Raw genomic sequence first — 20,468 nt, forward strand, 5'->3', positions numbered from 1 at the left:
CCCGGCTGTTCGGATCAGCTCTGCGTCCCGAACGTGCCCCCCGCGACGAACCCGTCGTTTATTTCTCCGGGTGGCGTACGGCCACTATGCGACCGGATCTGGATCCAGAACAGCTTGACCGGTACTCCCGGCATATCATCATGAACGACGTGGGGCCGGAGGGCCAGGCCGCGCTGCTTGACACCGACGTGCTGGTCGTCGGGGCCGGCGGCCTCGGCGCACCGGTCCTCCAGTACCTCGCGGCTGCGGGCATCGGGCGGCTGGGTATCGTCGACGACGACGTGGTCGAGCGGTCGAACCTCCAGCGGCAGGTCATCCACGGCGACGACGATGTCGGCCGACCGAAGGTCGACAGCGCCGCCGAGTTCGTCACCGGCCTCAATCCCGACGTGACCGTCGACCGCCACGACCTGCGGCTGGCGCGGGAGAACGCGACCGACCTGGTAGCCGACTACGACATCGTCGTCGACGCCTCCGACAACTTCGCCACGCGGTTCCTCGTCAACGACGCCTGCACGCTGTCGGGGACGCCCTTCACCCACGGCGCGATTTTCCAGTTCGAGGGCCAGGTAACGACGTTCTCCGGCGACAGTCCGTGTTACCGCTGTCTGTTCCCCGAAGCGCCGCCGGAGGGAACCGTTCCCGACTGCGCGACCGCGGGCGTTCTCGGCGTCCTGCCGGGCACTATCGGGTGCATGCAAGCGACCGAGGTCGTCAAGCTCGCGATGGACTACGGCGAGACGCTGGAGGGGCGACTCGTCGCCTACGACGCCGCCGAGATGTCCTTCGAGGAAATCCCCGTCGCCGCCAACCCCGACTGCCCGGTGTGTGGCGAGGACCCGGCCATCGCGAGCGTCGCCGACGCAAGCTACGAGGGACGCTGTTCGCTCGCCGAGGACTGACCGACTCGCTCTGTACTGACCGGCTCGCCCTGTACTCGCCGCCAGTTTTCATGGCTGATACTGTGGAAGCGAGCTTTATGCGCCGACAACCGCGAGTATCGGTATCCCCTCACATGTCCAGCCCTGACCACGCATCGCATCCCCTCTCGGTTCGCCTCCAGATGCCCGGCTACGTCGAACTCGTGTTCTCGCTGGTGCTCGTCTGGGGCTTCGGCGATGCGCTGTCGACGCTGTTCGCCGCGCAGTTTGCCGGGCCGGGGCTGGAAGCAAACCCGTGGATACGGACCCTCCTTATTCACGAACCGCTGCTCGTAATCGCTTTGAAGATGGCCGTCGTCCTCTACGTCGGCGTCGTCCTGCTGGAGTGTCGCGACGTGGTCGAGCGGGTCCCGCTGTGGCGGGCCTGGTTTCTCTCGGTCGTGGCCCTCGGTGTCGTCGTCGTTCTCGGGAATACCTACGTCGGGCTGGTCGCGGCGGTAGTGTGACGCGAGAACGACTCCGTTCTGTCGATTCACAACGCTTTCGCACCGTCCCCCCGGAGTATCTGGCCCAATGGAGACACTCACGTCACCCGACGGGACCGCCATCGCGTACGACCGCCCTGGCGACGGACAACCGGTCGTGCTGGTGCATGGAACGACCGGCACGTCGGCGGTCTGGGACCGGTTTCGCTCTCAGTTACCCGACGGCTACACGCCCGTCGCGGTGGATCGGCGGGGCCGAGGCGAGAGCGGCGACGCCGACGACCACTCGCTCGCCCGCGAGGTCGACGACGTGGTCGCACTGATCGATTCGCTCCCGGGTGACCCAGTGCTGTTCGGTCACTCCTTCGGGGGCTCTGTGCGCTGGTGGCCGCCAGAGAGACCGATATCGCCCAGCTAATTCTGTACGAACCGGCGATACTGGTCGGCGATCACCGCGACGGCGCACCGCTCGCGCCACGGCTCCGGGGCCACCTCGACGCGGGCGACCGTGAAGCCGTCATCGAGGCGTTCTTCCGCGAGACGAGCACCAGCGGCGACCCCTCGCAGTGGCCTACCGCCGAGCGTGCGCCGCTGGCCGAGACGGTCGTCCGGGAGAGCGCGGTCGTCGGGTCCTACGAACTCCCGGACTCGCTCACGGTCGATGCACCCACGCTACTCCTTGCTGGGTCCGAGAGTCCGGCGTATCTCCGCGACGGAATTCGGGCAATCGACGACGCGATGAGTGCTGCCACGTTCGTCGAACTATCCGATGTCGGCCACGTCGGTGTCTGGCGAGCCCCGGAAAAGGTCGGCGCGGCGGTTCGCTCGTTCCTCCCCGACCGCTGATGCCGCGTTCGGTACCCTGACAGTTTACGCCCGGAGCGCCGGCAGGTCTACAACCACATCTTGTGGCGGCGTCTCGAACAGGTCCGGGTGACACAGCGCCGCCAGGAACTCAAGCGTGTCCACGAGGCGCGGCCCCGACCGATTTACGTAGTGGTGGCCGTCCATCACGTACGCCCGGCCGTCCCGGACCGCAGTCAAATCGTCGAAGCCGGGCCGCTCGGTCAGGTCAGCGATGTTCTCGCGGGTCTGTGCCACGTCGAAGCCACAGGGCGCGGCCACCAGCACCTCGGGGTCGTAGTCGACGACCTCCTCCCACTCGCGGGGCCGGGAGTGAGCGCCCGCCTCTTCCATTCCATAGGTGCCGCCGGCTTTCCGGACCATCTCTGGCACCCAGTGCCCGCCGACCATCACCGGGTCGAGCCAGTCGAGCACCGCCACGCGGGGCGTCGTCTCGGCCCGCGCCGCTGTTGTCTCCACTGCTGCGACGCGGTCACGGAGGTCCGCGACGAGTTCGGCGGCGCGCTCGTCGCGCTTGATGGCTGCACCGACCCGGTGGATGGACTCGAACAGGTCGTCGAGGCTGTGGACGTCCAGCGTCAGCACGTCGGCGTCCAGTCCCAGTTCCTCGACAGCCTCAGCGACCACCACGTGGTCGACAGCACACACGTCACAGACGCCCTGGGTGACGATGAGGTCGGGGTCCAGTTCTGCCAGCGTCTCGCGGTCGATGGCGTAGACGCCGCCGTCCTCCTCGGCGGCCGCGACCTGCTCGTTGATCTCGCCGCTTGAGGCCGTCGGGTCGACACGCGAGCGATTGACTGACGGCTTCTCGCGGGCCGCCGGCGGATGGTCGCACTCGTGTGAGACGCCGACCGGCTCGACGCCGAGCGCGTAGACGATTTCCGTCGCCGAGGGCAGCAGCGTGACGACTCGCATACCCTGACCTTAGCCCGCGCGGACAAAAACCTGCGTCCGCCACACCGTCCGCACGGTTCGTTACGCTTACCCTCTGTCGCCGAGGAGACGCGGGTATGGAAGTCAAGTCGCGACACCACCTCCGTTCGGACGAGGTCGACACCATCACGACGGCGCTGTCGGACAACCTCGGTGTCGAACTCGACGCGGACAGCTTCGAGAAGGTCGAGTTCGACGACAGCGACTGGGACGTCGTCCTCGTCGATGGCGACCCGCTCGTCCTCTATCTGAACGGCGAACCGTTCCTGACCGTTCAGGGAGCTAATCAGTACCCGCCGGAGAAACACATCGTCACCGTGGACGCCGGGGCCGTCTCCTTTGTCTCGGACGGCGCTGACATCATGCGGCCGGGTATCACCGAGGCCGACGACGACATCAGCGAGGGCGACCTGGTCGTCATCAACGAGGAGTCCCACGGGAAGTTTCTCGCTGTCGGCCGCGCACAGACCGACGGCGACGACATGGTCGGCGACAGCGGAAAAGTCGTCAAGTCGCTGCACCACGTCGGCGACGACCTCTTCGAGTTCTCGGTGTAGCGCAGTCCACTGGTATCGCACTCCAGTCACACCAGCGGCCGAAGCCCGAACCGGTCGAGGGTACGGTCTATGCCGATTCTAGCAACCGCTTCGGCCACGCCAGCGCTCACGGCCACCCCGAGCAGCAGTGGCCAGACGGTGAGATACGACGACAACGGGTGGAGATGCGTCCCGTAGAACCACTGCGACACCGTGTTGCCAAGCAGCCAGAGCGTCACGAGGACTGGCGTAACAAGCGAGAGGCGGCTACAGAGATACAGCGGGACGGCACCTGTGAGGACCATCCCAACGGCGGCGTAGCCGGCCCCGAACGCGAGTGTCGTCGGATCCTCCGACGAGAAATGGACGCCGCTTGTAAACAGCCACGACAGCACGCCGATAGCATAGAGGACGCCACCGACGGCTGCGACGGTGCGGGGAGTCGTTCTGATGGAGGGCGGGCGCATCGCTGTCGGTGTTTGCTCCGCCGCTGAATAACGTTTTGTGTGGAACTCGCTGTTCCTGCTCGCCACCACGGCCGATCAGGGGTGCTGTGGCGACACGTTCGATGGACGAAAAGTTGAAACGGGTAGCGCACGCCGTGAGTGACATGGGACTGATGAGCAAGATCCTCGGGGAGTCTGGATCCTCTCGGAACACCGAGGATTACGTCGAACTGAACGCGAACGAATTCGAGATGACCGGGACGGAACTCGAACGCCAGGTTCGGATCGCCCGTATCAGCGACAAGCAGGACGTCATCGACATCAAAGACGCCGTCTACGACGGTGACGTGGTCGTCGCGGACATCACGCGCCACTCCACGCAGGACCGTACGATGGAACACATCAGCGACGAACTCAAGCAGGTCGCCAACGAGGTCGGTGGCGACATCGTCCAGAAGGACGACGACCAGCTCATCATCACGCCGGCTGGCGTCGGCATCTCCCGGGAACGCCTCGGTCAGTAGGATTGTGACAGCCCGGCCAACGGGACCTCGCCGTTCGGTCGATCTTGTCAGCTTGTATCAGTCTAACTGCCGGTTTTCGGGGGCTTCAATGCGTTTTTCGGTGTCGCCACGCTAAGGGCGGCAATGACTGAACCGGCGATACGCGCCAGTGGATTAGGGAAGCGCTACGGCGACGTCCAGGCGCTCGACGACCTAGAATTGACAGTAGAGCAAGGCGAGTTCTTCGGGCTGCTCGGGCCGAACGGAGCCGGCAAGACGACGTTTATCAACACGCTGGTCGGCCTCGTCCACAAAGACGCGGGGACCGCCGAGGTGTTCGGCTTCGACGTGGAGGACGACTACCGGGAGGCCCGCGACCGCATCGGCGTCGCGCCACAGGAGTTCAACGTCGACCGTTTCTTCCCCATCATCGAGGTGCTCGAACACAAGGCGGGCTACCACGGCATCGGTCGGGCCGAGGCCCGGGAGCGCGCCGAAGACGCGCTGAAGACGGTCGGTATCTGGGACAAGCGCGACACACGCTTCGACTGGCTCTCCGGCGGAATGAAACGGCGGTTCGTCCTCGCGCGCGCGCTCGTCTCCGACCCCGACCTGCTCATCCTCGACGAGCCGACGGCCGGCGTCGACGTCCAGCTCCGGCACGACCTCTGGGAGATTATCAACCGGATGAACGACGCCGGGACGACAATTCTGCTGACGACGCACTACATCGAGGAGGCTGAACGCCTCTGTGACCGGGTCGCGATCATGGACGACGGGCAGAAAGTCGAGGTGGCGACCCCCGACGACCTGATGGCCCGCGGCACTGACACTATCGTCCTCGAACTCGCCGAGATGCCGCGGACGGCCCCGCGACTCGACGTGGAGGGGATCACCGACGTCGAACTGACTGACGAGGGTCTGGCTGTCACGGCGATGGGAGGGAGCCAGACCGCGCCGGCGATCATGCGCGACCTCGAAGCGCAGGGTCACACCGTGACCTCGCTCGATATCCGCCGCGCGTCGCTCGAAGAGGTGTTCGTCGACATGACCCGCGACGACCGCGAGTACGCGGAGGTGTCCGCATGAACGCGAACGCGACGCAGTTCCTGACACTTGTTCGGCGGGAAATCCTCCGGTTCGTCCGCCGGCCGTACAACACCTTCCTCCCGCCGATTATCACGAACGCGCTGTATTTCTCCGTGTTCGGCGTGATTCTGGGGAGCCGAATCGGTGAAATCGCTGGCGTGAGCTACCTCCAGTTTGTCCTCCCCGGACTGGTCGTGCTTGGAGCCATCTCTGACAGCTTCGAGAACGCCTCTTTCACTATCTTCCACGGACGCTGGAACGATTACATTCAGGCCGTCCTCACCTCGCCGATGTCGAACCGAAGTATGGTGGCCGCCTATGTCTCGGCCAGCGCACTCCGGGGGGTCGTCACGTCACTGCTGATCGTCGGTGTGGGCCTGATATTCACCTCGGTTCCCGTCGCCAACCCCGTGTATCTCGTCTCGTTCCTGCTGGTGATTACCACACTGTTCGGCGGGCTCGGCGTCATCGGCGGCCTCTGGGCGAGCGACTTCGACTACCTGACAGTGATGAACCAGTTCATTCTCCGGCCGCTGGTCTTTTTCGGCGCGGTGTTCTACTCGCTCGAAGTCCTCCCGGCGTTCTGGCGGAACGTCTCGCTTCTCAATCCCATGGTGTACATGGTCAACGGCGTTCGCTACGGCATGATCGGCGTCACCGAAATCGATCCGAACACGTCGCTGGCCGTCCTGACCGGGACGACCGTGGTCGTGCTGTCAATCGACTACGTGCTGTTCAAGCGCGGTTACGGGCTCGCCGAGTAGCGCCGTTCTGACTCTCGAATCTTTCCGATCAACGGCTGCATTTTGTCGTCGATATCGCGCCGATGAAACGGGAATGCCGGCTCGGTAACTGACCTGGCCGCGCTCGAATGCCGGATTGGGTCCGCTCCGGCGGGCGGACAAACTATGACAGGCTGCCCCGGAGCTGGCTCCGTGGCAACACGAGGGGTGTCTCGTGCCCCGGATACTTGTGCGCGCCTCCGGGTGAGGCGTATGTGAACCTATGCCACAAGCGTATTTAGATGTGACGCCCGTCTGACGCTGCGTGATACTGGCGGTACTCAGTGTCGATATCGAAGAATTTCCGGATGGCTACGCGGGCCGTGCCGAACCGATACGCAGTACCAGCCTGCCGGCACTCGCGGACTGCGTGCGCCCGACGACCGTCGTTAGACGTTGTCCGGGGCGTCGGCGTCGTCCTCGACCGAGCGCTTCAGTGAGTCGCGTCGTGCCTTCGCGTCGCGGTCGGTCGCCTCCTCCAGGAAATCGTTCTTGATAGCGACGGCGTCCTCGGCCGCATCGACGTTGCCCTCGGCGATGACGTCCTCTGCCGGTCGCTCGTCGATGTGGAGTGCGATCTTGTCTTTCTTCGAGCCGTACTCGACGCGGCCCGCGACGACCCGGTCAAACACGGGGTTGTCGGGGTCGTCGACGACCAGCAGGTCGTTGCCTTCGTACTCTTCTGTATCCGTTACTTCGCCGAAGTACTCCTCGACGAACGCTTCCATGTCAGGGACGCGGTCTTCGAGATGCTCGCCCCGTCGCATCTTGTACTCTCGCATGGGCGAGTTTTTGCGAGGGGCTGTCTTACCCTTTGCGTTCACTCCTCGCCCCGGGTGATAAGTGACCCTTTGTGACACTCCGGACAGAAGTCCCCAGCGCGCAACGACGTCGATTCCACCTCGGTGGTGAACCCACACTCCGGACAGGCGAACTCGCCTTCCGGAACCGTCACGGCGCTGTCGCTGGTCGGTTCGACGCTCGAATCGTCGTCCGTTCCGGTATCGACCGGCATCGTCTCCGGCGACCAGCCGTCCCCGTCGTCCCCCGGTTCATCGGGCCATTCGCCCGGCTGGCGGTCGTCGCCGGCCGACTCCGATTCCTCTTCCTCGCCGAGAATGAGCCCGTCGTCTTTCTCCGGGTCGGTCTCGTCTTCGGTTACCGGCTCCTCGCCTTCGGCGTCCGGGACGTCGACCGTCGTCGTCGGCTCGTCCAGTTCCACGTCGCCGCTTTCTTCCTCGCCATCGTCACTATCGTCGATAATCTCGGCGTCGTCAGCCGACGGATCAACCGGTTCCCCGGCGTCTACGCTTTCGTCGCCGATTCCTGTGTCGTCCGGTGCTTCGACCGGGTCGTCGACGCTATCCCAGCCACCCGAGCGCTCCGATTCCTCGTCTGTGGGTTCGGCCGCGCTATCAGCAGGTTCGTCTTCTGGCGGTGACTCGGTCCCCGCCGTTTCGGATTCGGACTCGTCTTCGACGAGGTCGCTGGCGATGTCCGACGGCGTCTCGATTGCCGTGACCTCCTTGTTCTCCGAGACGATCCGCGTATTTCCACACCGCTCACAGGTCTCCCGTTCCTGGATGGTGATGACGACTTCGCTACCCTGCTCTTCGCGCTCGCGCTCGACGGTGGTCTCACCGTACTTGTGCCCGAGGACGGAACATTTGAGACCCATTGCCAGAACTTCCCACCGTGGCGTACTTAAACCCTGCCCGTTGGCTCTACCGCTCGTGACAGAACGCTACCCTGTTTCGCGACGCTGCTACATTAATTTCAGCACAGCTTGTGAAATTTTATAACTGGAAGCGGTACTACGTTACGCCAATGCAGCGGATGACGACGCTCGTGGTGTCGGTCCTCGCCCTCTCGGCGCTTCTCGGCGGGACAGCGGTGGCGACCGGGAACCAGCCACCGCTTGCCGACGCCGGACTGGACCAGTCCGTCGAGCGAGAGACGTCGGTCCAGTTGGACGCCAACGGCTCGCGCGACCCCGACGGCACAATCGAAGATACCGAGTGGTCCATCGAAACGCCGGACGGCACGACGCGCACGCCCGACTGCCAGACCTGCGTCCAGACGACGTTTTCACCAGCCGACACCGGCCAGTACAACGTTACTGTCACCGTCACTGATGATGACGGCGCGTCGCGCTCGGACACGCTCCACGTCGATGTGGTGGCCGCCGGTGGGCCGTCAGTCTCGATGTCGGCCCCGTCTGCGGTTCCCGTTGGCCTCCAGCGGAATCTGACTGCAAACGCGACTGCCGGTGATGCCGACCTCCGAACGCTCGCGTGGGTCGTCAACGGCACCGCACAGAACCAGACGCGACTCGCTGGCGAGAACGGGACCGCAACCATTACTCACACGTTCAACGACTCCGGCTCTGTGTCCGTCCGCGCGGTCGCCTACGATGCCGACGGACGGCGCGGCGTCGCTAACCGGACGATTCGTGTCGCCGACTCGTCCGGCAACGGTGGCGGCGGCAGTAATTGCCCGGGTGGTAGCGGAAGCTACTACGTCGACGGGCAGAACAAGGGCTGTACTTCGGCCGCGATGACTATCGGCGACACCATCGTCGACACCGACGGCCGGGACGGTTTGTGGATGTACGTTGACAATGAACTCACTAAGATCATCGATGAAGAGAACATGAACAAGTACTCCGAGGACGGTTACGGAGGCACGTTCAGTAAGGAGACTATCGATGAACGAAAAGACGATATAAAGGAACAGGAAGAGAATCAGGACGGTTTCATTGATGTTGATAATGGCGGTAGTTACAATGACGACGATTCCAGCGATGAGAGTCGTAGTACTCGTCCAGCATCCAGCGTGCCAAATAACCTGATGAACCCAGATAGCGGAGACGATGACGACGATGAGGACAGTGGCGACGATGACAACGGTGGATATGACTGGTCATACGATGACGATGACGGCAGTAGTAGTGACGATGATGATAGCAACGGTAACGATGATGGTAGTGGTGGCAGTGATAACGATGATCAGGGAGGTTTCCTTGACGGCATAATCGGTGGCGGTGACGACGATGATGAGGACAGCGGTGGTGATGACGACGGTGACAGCGGGAGTTGGTTCGGAGACGATAGCGACGATGACGATGACAGTGGCGGCGACGGTGGCGGAGGGTGGAGTTTTTGGTGACAGCTTTCAGATCTGGCTTCGGAACTAAAACTTGCAGATGGCAATAAATAAATCCTAACTATGATGAATGTAAAGAATAGTGCACAAGAGGTCGTCGCCTGCCTGTTAGTGACGGTTGCAGGCACTCTCTTACCCACAGTCACTGCTCCGCTTATCATGTGGACGGACGCCCATTGGTATGCAAATAAGGAATCACCGATGCCCGGAATCCAGTCCGGAGAGGGGTACGTTAGCATCTTGACTGCGCTCGCCTACATGCCTGTCTTCACCGCCCTTGTCTGCGGGATCGTATTTTTGAGCACCGGTGGCGAGACTGCACAGGATTCACCATCTGCGGGAGTGGACGGCGACGGATCAGCAACTGGCACGTTACCAGAACCAACGCCAACCTTGACTGAAACTCTGAATCTTTCACCTGCTGAAAAAGAAAACAAGGAAACAGACCTCAACAATGAAACCCAAAACCATGAGTGAGACTAGAACTATCGTTAGCTCTGTCGCCATTGCTCTCTTAATTATCTCTGCCGGCTGCTCTGCGTTCGCGGGAGGCAGCGGACCAGCCGAAGAGACAGTTTCGTCGACGCAGACGCCAGAACCCACGCCAGATATTATTAAGACCCAAACGCCTGAGCCAATGGAAACCGAGAGTACGCAAGTAGCTACCAAAGGAACTGAAACGGAAACCGGATCTACTACTGAAGGTGATCTCAGCAAGGCAGAGAAGTTTGAGGAATTCGATGAGAATATGCAGTATCTATACGATGCAGACGAGGAGAACCGTTCTGCCGAGATGGAGGCCTTCCCTGATAATGACTCATACCACATAACGGTTGAAATGCGTGATACCACAAACTTCACTAAGACCCGAAATGACCGGCTAAACCCGCTCTGGAAGTACTATGCCATTGTAGAAGACTATAACAATAATGATGACCACCTTCCAGACCGGGACCACACGTACATTCCTGATACGGTCAATGTGACGTTCACTACGGAAGACGGCGGGGTGTTTGAAACAACTCACATCAAATATATTTGGGCGTACAAGTACTATACCGACGAATGGTCGCTCCGAGTCTTCATGGCAAAGTATGGCTCTACCACTGAAGAGGGGCCAGCTTACCATGAAAAGGGACGATAGCGAATCACTCGGTTCGGAATCATAAGTCACAGCGAGTTTGTCGCTGACGACCGCTCCGATCAGGGGTCTGACTTACCGGTTCAGCAGTTTATACCGTGTCGGATCAGGTTCCCAGATTAGATTCACGAGGGACAAAGATTAGACCCAGCCGGTTTTAGAGGGACATATGAGAGCGAAGCCGGAGTATCGCGACCGGGACGACACAGAGGTTGCGGTGCTCGATGCGCTCGCTGACCGCCGTGATGAGGGGATGACCGTCTTCGAGCTTCGGTCGCGGACGGAGGAGAATATCGACCGCATAGAGGACGCGCTCGCGGCTCTCAAGGCGGACGACCTCATCGAGGTCGAGGACAACGGCGAGCGAACCGTCATTCTCCCGGGCGAGGGCGTGGTGGGGGAGTCGTTGCCCGACGAAGACGAATCGATTCTGGATCAGATCCGCAAGCGACTCCCGTTGTAGCCGCTGTTGTGTCGTGGCGGTGTCACACCGCGTCCGACGGCGCGGCCGCGCAGTTGTTCGGACCGAGTTCGAGTTCGAACGCGGTGTCGTCGTCGGCCGTCTCCGTTCCGAGATTGATGGCGATAATCCGCTCGAAGTTGGCGGGGCGCGGCGGGATATCGTCACAGGCGTACTCCACGAACGCCTCGCGGTCCATCGCGAACCCCGGGAGCCGGTCGCGGAGAGTCCCCAGGGCAGCGGTGAATGTACCGTCGTCAGCCGGCGTTGTCGACTCGCTGTAGTGGCCCGGAGCGACGACTGTTTCGCCGGGTAGCGTTGCGAGTCGCTCGGTCAGCGTTCGGTGGAGGTCGCGGGCCAGATCCCTCGCTCCGTCAGCGCCAGCTTCCAGGTCTGGGCGGGCGACGCTGTCGAGGAAGACGCTGTCGCCGGCCAGCAGCACGTCACCGACGGTGAAGCCGGTCATGCCGGTCGTATGCCCGGGTAGGGGACGAGGCTCCAGTGTGGCCGAGCCGACGCGTAGCGTTTCGTCGGCGGCCAGTGCGGTCACGTCGTCGACACCGCGGGCGACCGCTCGTTCGGAAAGGATCGGCTCGGCACCGGTCTCTGCGGCGAGACGACGGACGCCGCTGACGTGGTCGGCGTGGACGTGCGTGTCGATAGCGTGGGTGAGCGAGGCGTCGTGGTCGGCGGCGTCGGTGACGTACCGGTCGGTGAACGCTCGGAACGGGTCGACGACGGCGGCCGAGCCGTCGCTGACGACCATGTAGCCGAGACAGCCGGACGACGGCCGGCGGTACTGGAGGACGGTTGCGGCGTCGCAGGTGATCTCGCGGGCCTCGTAGAGCCGCGCCCACCCCTCCATGCCGTCGCTGAGGTTCTGCGCCTCGATGCCGTGTTCGGTCAGCAGGCCGGCGACGAAGGCGCTGGCCTCGCCGCGGCCACAGACGACCGTTATCGGGCCGGTGCCGGCCACGTCGCCGACGATGTCGTCCACTTCGCCGGTCACCTTCGCCTGAAGGAACTTCGTAAATGGGAGCTGTGTCGCCGTCACCGATTCGCCGCGAATCCGCCACTGCTCGTACTCGTCGCGGTCGCGAACGTCGAGCAACCGGAGCGACTTGCCGGCGTCCAGTTCCGCCTGCAACGCCGCTGCCGATAGTGACGGCGGGTCCGTCGGCGGGTCAGGGTAGTCATCGGCCATACCGACTGTAGCGTTGCCCGGCGGATAAATCGGGCGGGGATTTCAAGCCCCTGCCGCGCCCAGCGGACGTATGGACGCTGGAGCCACTATCGACGCCGTCCGCGACCAGACTGAGACAGAGCGGGACAGACTGGGCTCGGACAAGATGCTTATCGCAGCAACAGATGCGACACTGGAGACGGAGGCAGTGCTCACAGCAGCGGCGACCCGCGAATCAGGACTCGCAGATATCCTCGGTCGATGGGCCGACGAGTCTGACAGCGACGTGGCGACGCAGTTCGGGGCAGCCGCCGAGGCTGCGGCCGAGCGGGCGGACCGCATTGACGCGGACGCCGGTGACCCCGATGGGTTCATCGACCACCTCGAAACCGTCAGTGGGACTGCGCGGCGCGTCGGGGCCGGCCTCGTCGCTGCGCCGCTGCTCGCCGACCGGTTCTACCTGCAGGTAGTGAGCTTCTTCATCAACGAGGCGGACGAGCAGCGGGCCGATACGTTCCGCGAGATTCGAGGGGAGGCGTCGGCACTCGACGACGGGGAGGCCGCTCTCGGACACCTCTCGGAGTCCGAGCGCGAGACGGCAGCCGCGGCCGCGACCGAAGCCATCGAAGCGGCGTACGACGACTACGCGGAAACGCTGGAGGCGATGGGGCTGGACCCGAAGCCGATCTGCTAGTCGAGCCGGTAGGTCGCCACGCGGTTTGCGGCGTAGAGGAAGCCGGCGACAGCGCCAGCGACGGCGATTGCGGCGCTCGCTACCAGCCCCCCACCGAGAAGGAGCGCGTCATCGACCGGTAGCGCGAACAGGTCTCGGACGGCGAGCAGGTACGCCAGACTCCCCGGCGCGACGGCCACGCCGAGAACGAGGAAGTACAGTCCGAACGCCCAGCCGCTCGGGACCACCACTTCGCGGCCCTGCACCGACGAGGATTCGAACTTCGGGAACACGACGCCGGCTCCGACGGCGATAGCCGGTGCGGCGAGGGTTGCGGCCAGTGCGACTGTGAGTCCGGCAGCGAGCGTGACCGGTGGCGTTCCGGCGGCGACACCGAGACCGACGACCAGTAGCGTCGTCACCACGACACCGGGGAGTGCGCCCGCAAGGACGAGTCCGGTGACGAACGCCCGGCCGGAGACGTTGGCGGTCAGTGTCAGCGGCAGCACTCCTTCCTCGCCGCCGAGCGGATTGAGCGAGAACGCGGCCCCGAACGCCGCCGCGCTGGCGAGGCCAGCGCTGAGGGGGAGCGTTGGCGGGACCACTCGCTCCAGAATGACGATCTGGAGATGATACACTAGGAAGAAAAACGGCATGATCGCGAACTGCACGGAAATGGGCGCTCGCTTGGCACGGAGCCACGACTTCTGGGCGACCACGCGGGTCGCCGTCGAGACCCGTCCTCTCAGCAGACGGTCTGAGAGTGTCTGCTTGTCTGCGTCGAACTCGTAGTCAGGCTGGACCGGATCGACATACCAAGCCCGCGCAGCAAGCCACAGACACGCAACCACGCCGACCGGGAGCGCGCTGAGAACCCCCACCGTAGCGACGGTGGCAGCGACCGGATCGCCACCGGCCCCCAGAACGAGCAGGACTACGTCGGCAGGCCACGAGAGCGGTGACTGGGTCGCCAGTTGGAGCACACGAAGCTGTACCGTCGGAACGGCCGTCATCGCGACCCAGCCAAGTGGCAAGATGAGCGAGACGGCAGCCCCGACGCTCGCGCGGTGACTAGCGACGAAGGCCGAGCGGTTCGCCACCAGTTTTGTCACCAGCCCCAGGCCGAAGCCGAGAACCGTCCCCAGCAGGGCGACCGCGACCGACCCGATGAGCGCCACGAGAGCGACGAGTACCCCGGCGTCACCGGCTGCAAGCCCGCCTACTAGCGCCACAATCGGAATGGCGAGCGCGAGCGACACGCGACCGGCCTCGGCGGCGAGCAGCCCGGCCGCCGCGTCCTCGTAGGGGACCGTCGTCAGCAGGCCGTCGGCGGCGTCGGGCTCGCCGGCCGATTTCACCGTGTGCTGGAGCGTGAAGAAGCCGACGAGTCCGAGCAGTCCGACGATACCCGCCGTCGTCGCAAGCCTGACCGTGTGGGGGTCGCTGTCGGCCAGGGCGCCGCCGAAAAAGAACGCCATCACGCCGATAGCGAGACTGTATATGACGATGCCCAGTCCTCCGCCAAGTAACATGAGCGTCCCGCGCGCCGTGCCCATGAGCTTGCGCCAGGTACGCCGCAGTTCCGTCCGCGCGATCAGTCGTGTCCGTCGTCCGCTCGGCCGTCTCATCGCTCTCCCGGGTGCTCGCTGGTCACGTCGAGGAACACGTCTTCGAGCGTGCTCCCGGACTCGACGCTGCCGGTCAGTTCTTCAGGAGACCCCTCCGTGACGAGGTCGCCGTCGTACAGGACGCCGACGGTGTCGGCCAACTCCTCGACGACGGGGAGGATATGCGTCGAGAGAAAGACCGTCGTCTCCGCGGCCGCGACCTCGCTGATGGTGTCACGGACCGTCCGCGCCGCCCGCGGGTCAAGTCCCGAGGTGGGTTCGTCGAGAAAGAGCACATCGGGATCGTGCAACAGCGCCTGAACGAGGCCGAGTTTCTGTTTCATCCCCTTCGAGTACGTCTCGACGCGCCGGTCTGCGTCCGTATCGAGGTCGAATCGGTCGAGCAGCGACTCCACGCGGTCCCAGTCCTCGTGCCCGCGGAGGCCGGCGACGTACTCCAGCTGCTCGCGGCCGGTGAGTTCGTCGTACAGCGGCGGTTCCTCGGGCAGGAAGCCGATGTGTTCGACCACCGCTGCGCGGTCGGCGACCGACTCGCCCGCCACCCGCGCGGTGCCGCTTGTTGGGTTCGTCAACGTCGTCAGGATTCGAATCGTCGAGGTCTTGCCCGCCCCGTTGGGGCCGAGGAAGCCGAAAACGCTGCCGCGCGGGACTGTGAGGTCGAGGTCCGCTATCGCCGAGACCCCACTGTAGCGCTTCGTCAACCCCTCGGTGACGATTGCGGGTGCTGGAGGGCACATACGGGCAGTGCCGTACCGACTGTGAAAAGGTCTTGCTGTTGCTATGTGCGACTCTCTGGGATGGTTGTTTGGTGCTGCTACGGCTTTGTGGTGATATTTGAACAGCCAGAAAGCCCCCGCGCTATCGGCTCCTGCGCCTCGCTGCGCGCGCTTCGCGTGCTTGCGTCGTCGGAGTTCGCCGATAGCACGGCCCCTTTCAGTCCCACCCAGCCGGGGCTTTCTGGCTCCCGACGGCCGTAGCTGCAGAACCATGCACAACAGAACCCGATACTTTAGCTAGCCGTTACTCTTCAACGGCTGCGTCGGCGGCATCGGCTTCAGCGTCTTCATCCTCGCCATCGTCATCAGGATTCTCGACGACTTCGATACCGCGGTTGTTGACCGCTGACGGGTCCAGACCGACCTCCTGCAGGAAGTTCTTGTACTCGCGCTCGCACTGCTCGGCGTCCTTCTGGCGGTCGCTGGCGCGGTCACACAGCGCGACGAGGTCCTCGGGCACGTCGTTGGTGTAGACGATCCAGTGGTTGATGAGGTCCGACAGGCGGCGGATCGGCGAGGTGAAGTGGCCGTAAATCTCGAAGTTCAGGGCGTGGTGGCCGCCGAAGGGGTCGTTCATGTACTTCGCGCGTGGCATGACCTTCATCACGGCCCACTGAATCTTGTCGAGTTGGCGACCGGGGGCCTGTTCGAGCGTGGCGTTGACGGCCTTTCGCGGGTCGTCCCAAGCGTCGCCGGGGATGGAAACGCCGTCAAGTTCCTGAATTTCGACCAGCGCTTCGTCCCACTCGTCGGGGCTCGGCTGTGGGTGGACGCGGTACATCGCCTCGACGCCGCGGTTCCACATCAGCTCGTGCGTGACGGCCTTGTTGGCCTTCAGCATGCACTCCTCGATGATGGTGTGGGCGCGGTCGCGGGCGGGGTTGAGGACGAGCGAGCCCTCTTCTTTGCGCTGCTCGTGCATCCGGTCGGCCAGTTCCCAGACGCGCTCGGTCTTCTCCGCGAGGTCGACGCTCTGGTCCTCTAGCACGTCTTCTGCGGTCTCCGGCTCGTCCAGCAGGCGCTCGGCCTCGGTGTAGGTCAGGCGAGCGTCCGAGCGGATGACGGACTTGTAGATGTTGATCTCCTCGTAGCCGAGGTTCTCCTTGTCGAGGTGCATCTCGACGGTGTGGGCCAAGCGGTCCTCGTTGGGGACCAGCGAACAGACGGTCTCGGCGAGGACGGGCGGCAGCATGTGGACGGTGTAGGCCGGGAGGTAGACGGTGTTCCCGCGCTCGACGGCCTGCTCCCACATCTTCGTGTCGGGGTTGACGTAGTGAGTCACGTCGGCGATGTGGACCCAGAGGACGATCTCGTCCTCGCGCTCCTCGATGGAGATGGCGTCGTCGAAGTCCTGGGCGTCGATGGGGTCGGTCGTCCAGGTGGTCATCTCACGGAGGTCTTCGCGTTCGTCGACCTCGTCCTCGATTTCGGCCTGCACGTCCTGCGTGCGCTCTTTGGCCTCCTCCAGTACCTCGGGCGGGAATTCGTCGGGGATGCCGAACTTCTCGAACAGTTCCTCGCGCTTGTTCTCCAGATGGCGGGCCATCTCCGGGTCGATCTCGACGGGGCCTTGCCCCTCGGCGGTCCCGGCGGCCGCTTGCGCGTCCTCTGTAGTCATGTCACCCGGTACGAACAGGGCGTAGTTAGGGCTGTCGGGGTGGGACTGGGCCGTGACTTCCCCGTCTCATTCCCTGTGCGTGTCGCCCTCGGAGAGTTCTCGGAACCGTCTCAGGAAGGTCTCTTGGTCGGCCTCGCCGGCCCCGGCGGCGTCGAGCGTCGTTTCGAGGCCGTCCCGCGGCTGCTGGCACAGGTCGGCAAAACAGGCTTTACAGAGGTGTTCGAACGTCTTGTTCCGGCGGTCCCACCGGTCGCCGTGTTTGTCGTACTCGCGGGCCTCGGTCCGCGAGACGGACTCCCCACACGCGATACAGGTGACCGACTCCGCCCGGGAGTTCCGGGACCCGAACATACGAACCAGTTGCGACTGACAGCGCTTAGAGTTTTCCGCACAGGCAACAGTTCCCCGTTCCGGGCCACACGTTTATTCACCCGCCGCCACTACACAGGGTATCGGCTATTCGGAGCCAGGGACACTGAATGAAGCCACCAGAGACACTCGCTCACTCGACGTTGGACACGCTACCCATCAATATCGCTGTCCTCGACGACGAGGGGACGATTCTGTTTACCAACCGCGCCTGGCGGGAGTTCGCGGGCGACGAGGATGGGGAGATGGAGGGGACGAACTACTTCGCGACGACCGACATCGACGCCGACGAGTACGCCGGGCAGGCACTCGGCGGCATCGAGTCGGTCATCGACGGTGAGCAGGACCTGTTCACGATGGAGTACCCGTGTCACTCCCCGGAGGAGAAGCAGTGGTTTCTGATGCGGGTCGCACCGCTCCCCGACGACGAGGCCGGGAGCGCGGTCGTCGCACACATCGACATCACCCAGCGGAAGCTCGCCGAACTGGCGGCCGAGCGCCGCAGCGAGGAGCTCAAAGCCGAGCGCCAGAACCTCAAACAGCTCGTCGACCGGGTCGACGGGCTGCTGAAAGCGGTGATGGGCGACGTACTGACCGTCGACTCGCGCGAGGCCATCCAGCAGACCGTCTGTGACCGGCTGGCCGAGGTCGACTCCTACCAGTTCGCCTGGGTGTCCGAACTGGATCTACGCGACGAGACGCTGTCGTCGACGGCACTCTCCGCCGACCACCCGACAACGCTGTCCATCCCGCTTAACGCCGACGACCCGGTTGCGGAGGCGGCCCGGACCGAGGAGATGCAGGTCGTGACCGGTGACATCGACGAGCAACACAGCCGACTCGCCGACTCCGACGTCGCGTCGGTCGCGGCAGTCCCGCTCGTCTCCGGCGAGTCGCTGTACGGCGTCCTCACCGTCTACGCCGACAGCGACGACGTGTTTGATCCCCGAGAACAGGCCGTGCTCGGGACCATCGGCCGGGCGACTGCGGCGGCCATCGACGCCCGCGAGACCAGCCGGCTGTTGACCGCCGACAACGTCACCGAACTCGAACTGCAGGTCACCGACCCCGACGTGTTCTACATCGACGTGGCGAGCGAACTCGGCTGCTCGATGGAGTACGGCGGGAGCGTCCCCGACGGCGAGGAGACGGTGATGTTCTTCCTCGTCGAGACGGACGACCCCTCGGCTGTCTGTGCCGTCGCCGCCGACCACCCGCAGGTATCGGGCGTCTCACACGTCTCGACGGCGGACTCGTCGGCGCTGTTCGAATTCACCGTGTCGGACCCGCCGGTCGTCTCGGTCGTCGCCGACCGCGGGGCCCAGACGGGCGACATTCTGGTCGAACCAGGGAAGGCGACAGTCACCGTCACGCTCCCGGCGTCGATGGAGACCCGAAGCGTGGTCGAGCAGGTCCGCAGCCAGTATCCGGAGACGGAACTGCTCTCCGTGCGAGAACGGGACGAACCGCCGGTCTCCCGGCAGGCGTTCATCGCAAACGTCGAAGAGCGGTTGACCAACCGCCAGCTAACGGCGCTTCGGAAGGGGTTTCTCGGCGGCTTCTTCGACTGGCCACGCGACGTCTCCGGCGAGCAACTGGCCGAGTCGATGGACATCTGCCCGTCGACGTTCCACCAGCACCTCCGTGCGGGTGAGCGAAAGCTACTGGAAGAAGTGTTCGAAAACTGGTAACCAGTGCTTGCGAATCCCTACGCCTGCGGCGGACTCCTGGCACGATCCCCGAAGCAGTTTGGTAGTCCGCTTATACCGATAACAACCGTATATACATGTAGTGATACAGAACCAGTGTCCTGTTTGTCTCCGGCGAACCGACGGGACACAGTCCCCCGTGACAGCGGCACACTCACGGATCGACCGAACTATTACGGACAGCCTGCCGACAAGCGCGCGACGCATCGCCCGCCGAATGACCGCCCGATAGCTTTCAATGCACTCCGATAACATCCAAACCAGCAAATCGATACAGCAGGAGACCGGCCGGACGTTTCACCTCGCGACGCGTCTGCTTCCGGAGCGTATCCGCCACCCGACCTACGTCATGTACGCCTTTTTCCGGGTCGCGGACGAGGTCGTCGACCAGACGGATGGGCCGCCCCCGACCGTCCAGCACGAGCAACTGGAGGTAATCCGCGAGGCCGCGCTCGGGAACGTCGACCCGGCCGAGACCGACCACGAGGCGGTCATGGCGGCGTTTCAGGACCTGGCCGAGCGTCACGACATCTCCGAGGAGACGATCAACGTCTTCATCGACGCGATGGAGATGGACATCGTACAGGCCCGCTACGAGACGTTCGAGGACCTCCGTGAGTACATGGGCGGTTCTGCCGTCGCCGTCGGCCACATGATGACGGAGGTAATGGACCCGCCACAGAAGGAGGAGGCCCTGCCCCACGCGACGGCACTGGCCGAAGCGTTCCAGCTTTCGAACTTCCTGCGGGATGTTCGTGAGGACATTCACGACTACGGCCGGGTGTACCTCCCACAGGAGACGCTGGAGCGCCACGGCGTCACCGAGGAGCAACTGGCCGACGCCGAGGTCGACGACGCCTTCCGTGCCGTGATGCAGGAGGAACTGGCCCGGACCGACGAACTGTACCGCGAGGGCGTCGCCGGCATCCGATACCTCCCGGAGGACTGCCAGTTCGGCGTGCTGCTGGCTGCGGTCCTGTACGCTGACCACCACCGACTCATCCGCGACCGTGGCTACGACGTGCTGACGGAGACGCCGGAACTCACTCGTCGTCGCCGGCTGTGGTTGCTCGCCCGTACGTGGTGGCACTGGCGGCGCAACGGCGACCCCGAAGCGACGTTCTACACCGTGAGCGCTGTCTCCGAGCGCGGCCCCGGCGAGACGCCGACGGACGCCCACGGCCACGGGCAACCCGCGTGGCGTGGATGACAGCCACGCACCGG

General features: G+C 64.0%; 24 protein-coding genes. 15 read left to right on the forward strand and 9 right to left on the reverse strand.

Features of this window, described 5'->3' with window-relative positions; translation table 11 throughout:
• Positions 1–86 precede the first annotated feature (86 nt).
• The 4 genes from Har1131_RS04900 to Har1131_RS04915 all read left to right on the forward strand — a co-directional run bounded on the left by Har1131_RS04900 (position 87) and on the right by Har1131_RS04915 (position 2,212).
• Positions 87–902: a molybdopterin-synthase adenylyltransferase MoeB gene (locus Har1131_RS04900; RefSeq protein WP_014041259.1), complete on the forward strand. Its 816-nt coding sequence runs from the start codon at positions 87–89 to the stop codon at positions 900–902.
• A gap of 113 nt (positions 903–1,015) precedes the next feature.
• Positions 1,016–1,387: a DUF5658 family protein gene (locus Har1131_RS04905; RefSeq protein ID WP_050007092.1), complete on the forward strand. Its 372-nt coding sequence runs from the start codon at positions 1,016–1,018 to the stop codon at positions 1,385–1,387.
• Between the two features lie 67 nt (positions 1,388–1,454).
• Positions 1,455–1,784 (forward strand): alpha/beta fold hydrolase, encoded by a 330-nt coding sequence (locus Har1131_RS04910; protein WP_151145294.1) that lies wholly within the window; start codon positions 1,455–1,457, stop codon positions 1,782–1,784.
• Positions 1,751–2,212, forward strand: coding sequence for an alpha/beta fold hydrolase (locus tag Har1131_RS04915; protein WP_151145298.1), 462 nt, complete (start codon positions 1,751–1,753; stop codon positions 2,210–2,212). The genes Har1131_RS04910 and Har1131_RS04915 overlap by 34 nt, the downstream gene beginning before the upstream one ends.
• 24 nt (positions 2,213–2,236) lie before the next feature.
• Here the strand turns inward: Har1131_RS04915 and Har1131_RS04920 are convergent, their stop codons facing one another.
• A complete protein-coding gene (locus Har1131_RS04920) occupies positions 2,237–3,148 on the reverse strand; it encodes a cobalamin-binding protein (RefSeq protein WP_050037050.1) in 912 nt (303 codons plus the stop codon).
• Positions 3,149–3,243: 95 nt separating this feature from the next.
• Here Har1131_RS04920 and Har1131_RS04925 point away from each other — a divergent pair, with 95 nt between their 5' ends.
• Entirely contained in the window at positions 3,244–3,723 is a 480-nt protein-coding gene (locus tag Har1131_RS04925; protein ID WP_004591044.1) for an RNA-binding protein, read from the forward strand.
• Between the two features lie 26 nt (positions 3,724–3,749).
• Here Har1131_RS04925 and Har1131_RS04930 read toward each other — a convergent pair whose 3' ends face one another.
• Positions 3,750–4,169 carry a hypothetical protein gene (locus Har1131_RS04930; RefSeq protein WP_151145301.1) on the reverse strand — a complete coding sequence of 140 codons (420 nt, stop codon included), beginning with the start codon at positions 4,167–4,169 and terminating at the stop codon, positions 3,750–3,752.
• 143 nt (positions 4,170–4,312) lie between these two features.
• Between Har1131_RS04930 and sepF the strand changes: the two genes are divergently transcribed.
• The 3 genes from sepF to Har1131_RS04945 all read left to right on the forward strand — a co-directional run bounded on the left by sepF (position 4,313) and on the right by Har1131_RS04945 (position 6,504).
• Positions 4,313–4,672 (forward strand): cell division protein SepF, encoded by a 360-nt coding sequence (sepF, locus tag Har1131_RS04935; protein WP_014041254.1) that lies wholly within the window; start codon positions 4,313–4,315, stop codon positions 4,670–4,672.
• 123 nt (positions 4,673–4,795) lie between these two features.
• On the forward strand, positions 4,796–5,740 hold the full coding sequence (locus Har1131_RS04940) for an ABC transporter ATP-binding protein (RefSeq protein WP_050037049.1): 945 nt from the start codon (positions 4,796–4,798) through the stop codon (positions 5,738–5,740).
• Positions 5,737–6,504: an ABC transporter permease gene (locus Har1131_RS04945; RefSeq protein WP_014041252.1), complete on the forward strand. Its 768-nt coding sequence runs from the start codon at positions 5,737–5,739 to the stop codon at positions 6,502–6,504. The genes Har1131_RS04940 and Har1131_RS04945 overlap by 4 nt, the downstream gene beginning before the upstream one ends.
• 407 nt (positions 6,505–6,911) lie before the next feature.
• Here Har1131_RS04945 and Har1131_RS04950 read toward each other — a convergent pair whose 3' ends face one another.
• Entirely contained in the window at positions 6,912–7,304 is a 393-nt protein-coding gene (locus Har1131_RS04950) for a DUF5611 family protein (RefSeq protein ID WP_008308010.1), read from the reverse strand.
• A gap of 38 nt (positions 7,305–7,342) precedes the next feature.
• Positions 7,343–8,200 (reverse strand): hypothetical protein, encoded by an 858-nt coding sequence (locus Har1131_RS04955; RefSeq protein ID WP_014041251.1) that lies wholly within the window; start codon positions 8,198–8,200, stop codon positions 7,343–7,345.
• 149 nt (positions 8,201–8,349) lie between these two features.
• Here Har1131_RS04955 and Har1131_RS04960 point away from each other — a divergent pair, with 149 nt between their 5' ends.
• The 4 genes from Har1131_RS04960 to Har1131_RS04975 all read left to right on the forward strand — a co-directional run bounded on the left by Har1131_RS04960 (position 8,350) and on the right by Har1131_RS04975 (position 11,291).
• Entirely contained in the window at positions 8,350–9,690 is a 1,341-nt protein-coding gene (locus Har1131_RS04960) for a PKD domain-containing protein (RefSeq protein ID WP_151145304.1), read from the forward strand.
• Positions 9,691–9,846: 156 nt separating this feature from the next.
• Positions 9,847–10,164 carry a hypothetical protein gene (locus tag Har1131_RS04965; protein WP_146416915.1) on the forward strand — a complete coding sequence of 106 codons (318 nt, stop codon included), beginning with the start codon at positions 9,847–9,849 and terminating at the stop codon, positions 10,162–10,164.
• Entirely contained in the window at positions 10,157–10,831 is a 675-nt protein-coding gene (locus tag Har1131_RS04970) for a hypothetical protein (protein WP_146416916.1), read from the forward strand. The genes Har1131_RS04965 and Har1131_RS04970 overlap by 8 nt, the downstream gene beginning before the upstream one ends.
• A gap of 166 nt (positions 10,832–10,997) precedes the next feature.
• A complete protein-coding gene (locus Har1131_RS04975) occupies positions 10,998–11,291 on the forward strand; it encodes a DUF6432 family protein (RefSeq protein ID WP_004958397.1) in 294 nt (97 codons plus the stop codon).
• A 22-nt stretch (positions 11,292–11,313) separates the two neighbouring features.
• Here Har1131_RS04975 and Har1131_RS04980 read toward each other — a convergent pair whose 3' ends face one another.
• A complete protein-coding gene (locus Har1131_RS04980; protein ID WP_151145307.1) occupies positions 11,314–12,492 on the reverse strand; it encodes an MBL fold metallo-hydrolase in 1,179 nt (392 codons plus the stop codon).
• Between the two features lie 70 nt (positions 12,493–12,562).
• On the opposite strand from Har1131_RS04980, the gene Har1131_RS04985 reads away from it, so the two are divergent.
• A complete protein-coding gene (locus Har1131_RS04985) occupies positions 12,563–13,165 on the forward strand; it encodes a transcription antitermination protein (RefSeq protein ID WP_151145310.1) in 603 nt (200 codons plus the stop codon).
• On the opposite strand, the gene Har1131_RS04990 is transcribed toward Har1131_RS04985, so the two are convergent.
• The 4 genes from Har1131_RS04990 to Har1131_RS05005 form a co-directional block, all read right to left on the reverse strand.
• Positions 13,162–14,772 carry a hypothetical protein gene (locus Har1131_RS04990; protein WP_191907466.1) on the reverse strand — a complete coding sequence of 537 codons (1,611 nt, stop codon included), beginning with the start codon at positions 14,770–14,772 and terminating at the stop codon, positions 13,162–13,164. The two genes, Har1131_RS04985 and Har1131_RS04990, sit on opposite strands and share 4 nt — an antisense overlap.
• Positions 14,769–15,509 carry an ABC transporter ATP-binding protein gene (locus Har1131_RS04995; RefSeq protein ID WP_151145313.1) on the reverse strand — a complete coding sequence of 247 codons (741 nt, stop codon included), beginning with the start codon at positions 15,507–15,509 and terminating at the stop codon, positions 14,769–14,771. The genes Har1131_RS04990 and Har1131_RS04995 overlap by 4 nt, the downstream gene beginning before the upstream one ends.
• A 283-nt stretch (positions 15,510–15,792) precedes the next feature.
• Positions 15,793–17,166 (reverse strand): ribonuclease R family protein, encoded by a 1,374-nt coding sequence (locus Har1131_RS05000; protein WP_151145316.1) that lies wholly within the window; start codon positions 17,164–17,166, stop codon positions 15,793–15,795.
• Between the two features lie 66 nt (positions 17,167–17,232).
• Positions 17,233–17,517 (reverse strand): hypothetical protein, encoded by a 285-nt coding sequence (locus tag Har1131_RS05005; protein ID WP_151145319.1) that lies wholly within the window; start codon positions 17,515–17,517, stop codon positions 17,233–17,235.
• A 128-nt stretch (positions 17,518–17,645) separates the two neighbouring features.
• On the opposite strand from Har1131_RS05005, the gene Har1131_RS05010 reads away from it, so the two are divergent.
• Both Har1131_RS05010 and Har1131_RS05015 read left to right on the forward strand, forming a co-directional pair.
• The gene (locus tag Har1131_RS05010; protein WP_151145322.1) at positions 17,646–19,226 is read left to right on the forward strand and encodes a bacterio-opsin activator domain-containing protein; all 1,581 of its coding nucleotides are present in this window, start codon (positions 17,646–17,648) and stop codon (positions 19,224–19,226) included.
• A gap of 256 nt (positions 19,227–19,482) precedes the next feature.
• Complete coding sequence (locus Har1131_RS05015; RefSeq protein WP_151145325.1) at positions 19,483–20,454, forward strand: phytoene/squalene synthase family protein; 972 nt, start codon at positions 19,483–19,485, stop codon at positions 20,452–20,454.
• Positions 20,455–20,468 lie beyond the last annotated feature (14 nt).

Source organism: Haloarcula sp. CBA1131 (genome assembly GCF_008728975.1).
Classification (GTDB): domain Archaea; phylum Halobacteriota; class Halobacteria; order Halobacteriales; family Haloarculaceae; genus Haloarcula; species Haloarcula hispanica.

Coding starts and splice junctions, on each gene's coding strand:
- Har1131_RS04900 (WP_014041259.1), top strand. CDS start 87: ATGCGACCGGATCTGGATCCAGAACAGCTTGACCGGTACTCCCGGCAT.
- Har1131_RS04905 (WP_050007092.1), top strand. CDS start 1,016: ATGTCCAGCCCTGACCACGCATCGCATCCCCTCTCGGTTCGCCTCCAG.
- Har1131_RS04910 (WP_151145294.1), top strand. CDS start 1,455: ATGGAGACACTCACGTCACCCGACGGGACCGCCATCGCGTACGACCGC.
- Har1131_RS04920 (WP_050037050.1), bottom strand. CDS start 3,148: ATGCGAGTCGTCACGCTGCTGCCCTCGGCGACGGAAATCGTCTACGCG.
- Har1131_RS04925 (WP_004591044.1), top strand. CDS start 3,244: ATGGAAGTCAAGTCGCGACACCACCTCCGTTCGGACGAGGTCGACACC.
- Har1131_RS04930 (WP_151145301.1), bottom strand. CDS start 4,169: ATGCGCCCGCCCTCCATCAGAACGACTCCCCGCACCGTCGCAGCCGTC.
- sepF (WP_014041254.1), top strand. CDS start 4,313: ATGGGACTGATGAGCAAGATCCTCGGGGAGTCTGGATCCTCTCGGAAC.
- Har1131_RS04940 (WP_050037049.1), top strand. CDS start 4,796: ATGACTGAACCGGCGATACGCGCCAGTGGATTAGGGAAGCGCTACGGC.
- Har1131_RS04945 (WP_014041252.1), top strand. CDS start 5,737: ATGAACGCGAACGCGACGCAGTTCCTGACACTTGTTCGGCGGGAAATC.
- Har1131_RS04950 (WP_008308010.1), bottom strand. CDS start 7,304: ATGCGAGAGTACAAGATGCGACGGGGCGAGCATCTCGAAGACCGCGTC.
- Har1131_RS04955 (WP_014041251.1), bottom strand. CDS start 8,200: ATGGGTCTCAAATGTTCCGTCCTCGGGCACAAGTACGGTGAGACCACC.
- Har1131_RS04960 (WP_151145304.1), top strand. CDS start 8,350: ATGCAGCGGATGACGACGCTCGTGGTGTCGGTCCTCGCCCTCTCGGCG.
- Har1131_RS04965 (WP_146416915.1), top strand. CDS start 9,847: ATGTGGACGGACGCCCATTGGTATGCAAATAAGGAATCACCGATGCCC.
- Har1131_RS04970 (WP_146416916.1), top strand. CDS start 10,157: ATGAGTGAGACTAGAACTATCGTTAGCTCTGTCGCCATTGCTCTCTTA.
- Har1131_RS04975 (WP_004958397.1), top strand. CDS start 10,998: ATGAGAGCGAAGCCGGAGTATCGCGACCGGGACGACACAGAGGTTGCG.
- Har1131_RS04980 (WP_151145307.1), bottom strand. CDS start 12,492: ATGGCCGATGACTACCCTGACCCGCCGACGGACCCGCCGTCACTATCG.
- Har1131_RS04985 (WP_151145310.1), top strand. CDS start 12,563: ATGGACGCTGGAGCCACTATCGACGCCGTCCGCGACCAGACTGAGACA.
- Har1131_RS04990 (WP_191907466.1), bottom strand. CDS start 14,772: ATGAGACGGCCGAGCGGACGACGGACACGACTGATCGCGCGGACGGAA.
- Har1131_RS04995 (WP_151145313.1), bottom strand. CDS start 15,509: ATGTGCCCTCCAGCACCCGCAATCGTCACCGAGGGGTTGACGAAGCGC.
- Har1131_RS05000 (WP_151145316.1), bottom strand. CDS start 17,166: ATGACTACAGAGGACGCGCAAGCGGCCGCCGGGACCGCCGAGGGGCAA.
- Har1131_RS05005 (WP_151145319.1), bottom strand. CDS start 17,517: ATGTTCGGGTCCCGGAACTCCCGGGCGGAGTCGGTCACCTGTATCGCG.
- Har1131_RS05010 (WP_151145322.1), top strand. CDS start 17,646: ATGAAGCCACCAGAGACACTCGCTCACTCGACGTTGGACACGCTACCC.
- Har1131_RS05015 (WP_151145325.1), top strand. CDS start 19,483: ATGCACTCCGATAACATCCAAACCAGCAAATCGATACAGCAGGAGACC.